This window comes from Blastococcus sp. CT_GayMR20 (assembly GCF_004570345.1).
The window spans coordinates 1-4,996 of the sequence record NZ_SPQM01000234.1; the positions used below are offsets into that span (position 1 = coordinate 1).

The 4,996-nt window shown below is 71.5% G+C and carries 5 protein-coding genes and 2 tRNA genes; 3 read left to right on the forward strand and 4 right to left on the reverse strand.

Annotated elements, in window-relative coordinates:
• Positions 1-98: 98 nt before the first annotated feature.
• Positions 99-172, reverse strand: a tRNA-Pro gene (locus E4P40_RS26230).
• A 105-nt stretch (positions 173-277) separates the two neighbouring features.
• Here E4P40_RS26230 and E4P40_RS26235 point away from each other — a divergent pair.
• A tRNA-Gly gene (locus tag E4P40_RS26235) sits at positions 278-351 on the forward strand.
• Positions 352-437: 86 nt separating this feature from the next.
• Here E4P40_RS26235 and E4P40_RS26240 read toward each other — a convergent pair.
• On the reverse strand, positions 438-1,700 hold the full coding sequence (locus tag E4P40_RS26240; protein WP_135161252.1) for a ferritin-like domain-containing protein: 1,263 nt from the start codon (positions 1,698-1,700) through the stop codon (positions 438-440).
• A gap of 364 nt (positions 1,701-2,064) precedes the next feature.
• On the opposite strand from E4P40_RS26240, the gene E4P40_RS29440 reads away from it, so the two are divergent.
• Positions 2,065-2,580 (forward strand): STAS domain-containing protein, encoded by a 516-nt coding sequence (locus E4P40_RS29440; RefSeq protein ID WP_280790653.1) that lies wholly within the window; start codon positions 2,065-2,067, stop codon positions 2,578-2,580.
• A 106-nt stretch (positions 2,581-2,686) separates the two neighbouring features.
• Here E4P40_RS29440 and E4P40_RS26250 read toward each other — a convergent pair whose 3' ends face one another.
• On the reverse strand, positions 2,687-3,064 hold the full coding sequence (locus E4P40_RS26250; RefSeq protein WP_135161253.1) for a VOC family protein: 378 nt from the start codon (positions 3,062-3,064) through the stop codon (positions 2,687-2,689).
• A 75-nt stretch (positions 3,065-3,139) separates the two neighbouring features.
• On the reverse strand, positions 3,140-4,123 hold the full coding sequence (locus E4P40_RS26255) for a sigma-70 family RNA polymerase sigma factor (RefSeq protein WP_135161254.1): 984 nt from the start codon (positions 4,121-4,123) through the stop codon (positions 3,140-3,142).
• Between the two features lie 225 nt (positions 4,124-4,348).
• On the opposite strand from E4P40_RS26255, the gene E4P40_RS26260 reads away from it, so the two are divergent.
• The coding region (locus tag E4P40_RS26260; RefSeq protein WP_209305534.1) for a sensor domain-containing protein at positions 4,349-4,996 on the forward strand (648 nt) is incomplete at its 3' end.

Consider the following 4,996-nt stretch of genomic DNA (forward strand, 5'->3'; position numbering starts at 1 on the left):
GACAGGCGCCGGCGGACGTGGACGGCGCGGGATTGGCCACGAGTCTAGAGACGGGTGGGCCGCCAGGGGGCGGCGGGATCGGGCCCTGGCAGCGACGGTCGGGGTGACAGGATTTGAACCTGCGGCCCCCTGCTCCCAAAGCAGGTGCGCTACCAAGCTGCGCCACACCCCGTGGCCGCCCGAGTCTAGGCGTGCGCAGGACGTCGCCGGCCAGTCAGGCGTGAGCGGCCTCCCGCACGGGCACCGCTGACTGGCCGTTACGCTGTCGGGGCACCTCGCGGGTGTAGCTCAATGGTAGAGCCCCAGCCTTCCAAGCTGGCCATGCCGGTTCGATCCCGGTCACCCGCTCCACCGAGATGTCTCGCGACACCGTCCACGCGTTGGCCTGTGGTGGTACTCCGTGCTCACGCACGAGACGCCGGCCAGCCGGTTCTCCTTCATGTGGTGTCGATGTGAGCCGTCATGCCCGCGGCTGCCCGGCGCAGCGCGGCTGCCACGTCTACCAGCACCTCTGACCCAACGGGCGGACGGACGCCGTCGGCGAAGGCGGCCAGCTCCTCGAGGCGCTCGACGAATCGGAGCCAGGCCGAGCGGCGGTGCGGAAGCAGGAAGCTGGCCCGGTACGGCAGTTGGAAGTTCGCTCCTGCGGTGACATCAGGATGGTCTGGGCCCACCGGCAGACGGGCGAGCAGCAGCCCGAGCGGCTTGATGGCCCGGAACATCAGGCCGACAGCGGTGTGCGCCAGCACCTGACGCTGCTGGGACGTCTCGTGGCCGAAAGCGAAGTAGCGCGCGATCAGCTGCAGCAGCAGCTCGTACACGGCGTTGAAGAGGTCCGAGCACGACCCGGTGGTGGGATCGGAGATGTAGACCTCCGGCTCGATCCCCTCCACACCCCTCCTGGCCGCGGCGACGACGGGGTAGGCGGGCTCGAAGCCAGGATCCTCGTCGCGCATCGCCCGGTATTCCTCGACCACCGCGAGGAATCGGCCGTAGTGAGCACTCGCCCAGTCCCCTCTCGCGCCCTCCCCCTGCTCGACGATCCGATCGATGGCTCGGTTGGCGCTCGCCAGGTCGGTGATCGGCCGAAGATCGGGCCAGCCGAAGGCAGTCTCGTCGGCCTGCTGGAACGCCGGGCCGATGAACAGCCGGTTTTCACCGATCGTGTCAGCCAGCAGGGCGAACCCCTGCTCGATGGAGCGGTACAGGTGGCCCACCGTGGCGAACTGCTGGCCCCGCGGGATGATCTCGTCCGGCGTCATCGGCGGGATCGGCGGCCCGGCCGGCTCTAAGCCCTCGGCGTCGGCGCCCTCCATCCCTTCCGGTCGCTCCAGGTACACGAAGTGCAGCAGCGCCGCCTCGCCGAATGGCAGCAGTCGAAGCTGCACCCCAGGTGGGTAGCCCTTGGCCTGATGTGGCATGTGGGGCCGGCTGACAAAAGGCGCGGACCCGACCGCGGTCAACAGGTTCTGGACCATGGCCCAATGCAGCATCTCCTCGGCGGCGATGCCGAGGATCATTCCGCGCCACCGCTCGACGGCCGCGAGCTGATCGTCCCGGACGCCGGGACCTGCTGACGATTTCAGGCTGAACGCGGCGTAGAGGTACTCGCACATCAAACCGTGCTCGAGTTCGGCGGCCTGGGACAGAAGATAGGTCAGCTCCTTGCGGTCTCCCACCACGATGGCCGGCTCGCCCACACGGGGAACGTATCCCCGACCATGGCCGTCCTGATAGGCAAGGACAAGGTCGCCGCGGTGGGACGCAAGGTGCCGAGCTGAACCGGGGCCGCCACCGTCGCCTGACCCGACCCGACGAATTCATGACAGCGCCATCCCGCTGTCGACATGCCGTCGCATCCCTTCGCCTGAGCGGCCCAGCGATGCAGTAGCCGACCGGCGACCCTCGGTCGGCGACTCGCGGACCCGCGCGGACGGCGCGCCCGAACGTCCGCCGTGTGGACTAGAACGGCCGTGCGCGGTAACGCCGAGGTGCTCGTTCGTGCCTGACATACCGCATTCGTGGCTCCTGACCCCGGCGACGTCGAACCGTCCGGAGGTCGCCGTGAGCCATTCCGTTCCCCTCCCGCCTGGGCTACCTCCGCGCTGGGCCCCTGGCAGGCCCGCGGTCCCCAGGCCCGCCTCCCCCGGCACGCCCGGTTCCGGTTCCGGCCGGCGACCCCCGGATCGGCAGCGCTGGGACGACCGCCTCGGGGTCAGCGACCGCGCGGGCATCCCCTCCCTGCAGGTCCGTTCCGTCACGGCGGCGGACAGCTGCACCGTCACCGTGAGCGGGGAGGTCGACAGCCTGACGGCCCCCGGTCTCCAGGAGGTCCTGCTCGACGTCCTCGATCGGCCCCAGTCGTCCGGCGGCGTGGTCGTCGACCTGAGCCGGGTCACCTTCCTGGGCGCGGTCGGCCTCACCGTGCTCGCCGTCGGTCACCACCTGGCGGAGAACGAGGGACATGTGTTGCGCATCCGGTGCGGCAACTCGCGCGCCGTCATCCGGCCGCTGCAGGTCACCGGGTTGTGGGACGTGCTGCACGTCGTCGAGCGCGAAGGTGCAGAGAACGCCTGTTGACGGTCGATGGGGACCGGCCGTCATCCCCGGCCGAGAGCAGACGTGGCCACGGCCCCGGCTGACCGGCGTGCACGCCGAGGCCGTTCCAGCGGGAACCGTAGCGGGGTCAGTCCTCCTGGATCACCGAGAAGACGTTGCCCGCCGGATCGGTGAACCAGGCGATCAGCGGGCCGCCCTCGCGCATGATGCCCTTCTCGTCGGTGGGCAGGTTCTCGTAGCGCTCGAACCGCACACCCCGGGCGGTCAACTGGTCGACGGCCTGCTCGACGTCCGGCACGGGGAAGTTGAGCACCGTGAACGTCGCCGGCTTGTGGTCGGGCTTGGCGTAGACGAGGACCCGGGTGCCACCGCCCAGGTGGAGGCCCATGATCCCCTCCATCCCCTCGTCGCTGACGGTCAGACCGAGGGTGTCCTCGTAGAAGCGGCGCGCCTTCTCCTGGTCGTCCACCGAGAAGCCGCTGTACGCCTTGCTGTCGCCGAGCATGTCGATCCCTCTCGTCGTGTCCTGAAGGGTTGACCGCCCGGCGCGCCCGAACTCATCGCTCGCGGGGCCGGGGGATCAGGGCAGACGGGCCGGCAGGCCGAGGTGCACGAAGAGGCTCTGCTCGAGGTCGAGGAAGCTCGTGATGTGGGCGATGCGCCCGCCCGACACCTCGAGCTCGTGGAGAGCCCACGGCAGGCGGCCACCCCCCTCGGCCGGCTTGTACTGCGCGAACGCCGGCGCACCGTTGGCCTCCACGGGGATGAGGACCGATCCCCGGCAGCCGCTGCCCGGCCCCAGCATCCAGGTGCCGATGTCACCGGCACCGCGCAGCCACATCTCGAACGGCGGCATGTGCTGCGTGGCGTCCTCGTGGAGCAGCCGGACGAAGGCGTCGATGTCGTACCGCTCGAAGGCGTCGACGTAGCGGGCGAGCAGGTCGCGGTCGTCCTCGTCGAGCGGCCGGGGCTCCGGGACCCCTCCGACGCCCGCCAGCGTCGCCCGGGCTCGCTGCAGCGCGCTGTTGACGGAGGCGACGGTGGTGTCGAGCAGCTGGGCGACCTCGTCGGCCTTCCAGCGGAGCACCTCGCGCAGGATCAGCACGGCGCGCTGGCGGGGTGGCAGGTGCTGCAGCGCGGCGACGAACGCCAGCCGGACCGACTCGCGCGCGACGGCCCGCTCGGCCGGGTCGCCGTCGTCCGGGATGACCTGCCGGTCGAGGACCGGCTCGACCCACGCCGTCCCCGGACGGCGGGCGGCCAGGGAGGACTCGACCGGCTGCCACGGGGAGCCGGAGAGGTCCATCGGCAACGCGCGGCGCTTCCGGCCGGACAGCTGGTCGAGGCAGACGTTGGTGGCAATCTTGTAGAGCCACGAGCGCAGGGCCGACCGGCCCTCGAAGTCGGCGATGCCGCGCCAGGCGCGCACCAGCGTCTCCTGCACGGCGTCCTCTGCGTCGAACGAGGACCCCAGCATGCGGTAGCAGTAGCCGGTCAGCTCCCGGCGGTGCTCGAGCAGCCGGGGGTCGAGCTGGTCGGTCGGACCGATCGCGACGCTGGTCACGGGAGACCACTCCTCGGAGTCGAAGGGGGGTCAGCACACCACAGGACGCCGACAGTTCGGGAGTCCCCGGACGCCTGACCGGCCGCCCGGGTGCTGGACAGCGCGCGCCGGCCGCACGAGCATTCGGGCCGACATGATCAGCGACCCAGAGTCGGGCGGGCCCGACTGCCGAACGACCAGCCAGCGGGATGGGTTCCGGCTCCGGCCGGCACCACGCTCGACGGCATGACCACCGACACCGACGTCCTGCCGACGATGTCTTCCGCCGCCCCGCTCCCCCGGCCCCGCACCCGGCCGGCCCAGCTCGGCCTCGACACCGCGTACGTGCTGCTCGGGTCCCCCGTCGCCGTCGCCGCCTTCGTCGTCGTGATCACCGGCCTCGCGGTCAGCGCCGGGACGCTCGTCGTATGGGTCGGCGTCCCGCTCCTGACCGTCACCCTCATGGCGGCCCGCGGCCTGGCCACGGTCGAGCGCGCCCAGCTGCCCGCGGTGCTCGGCCACCCGGTGCCGTCCCCCGCGTACCGCCGCGCCGGCCCCGAGGCGGGGCCGGTCACCCGGCTGATGACGCCGTGGCGCGACCCCCAGTCGTGGCTCGACGCGCTGCACGCCGTCGTCCGCTTCCCCGTGGCGATCTTCTCGTTCGTCGTCACCGTGACGTTCTGGTCGGTGGCGCTGGCCGGGCTCACCTACTGGGCGTGGGACTGGGCCCTGCCCCACAGCCCCGACGACTACGAGCTGCCCGAGCTCCTCGGGTTCGCCGACACCGCCATCACGCGGATCGCCTTCTACGCGGTCGTCGGCATCGTCGCCGCCGGCCTCCTGCCGTTCGTCGTCCGCGGGGTGGCGCTCGTGCAGGCGCAGCTGGGCCGGGTG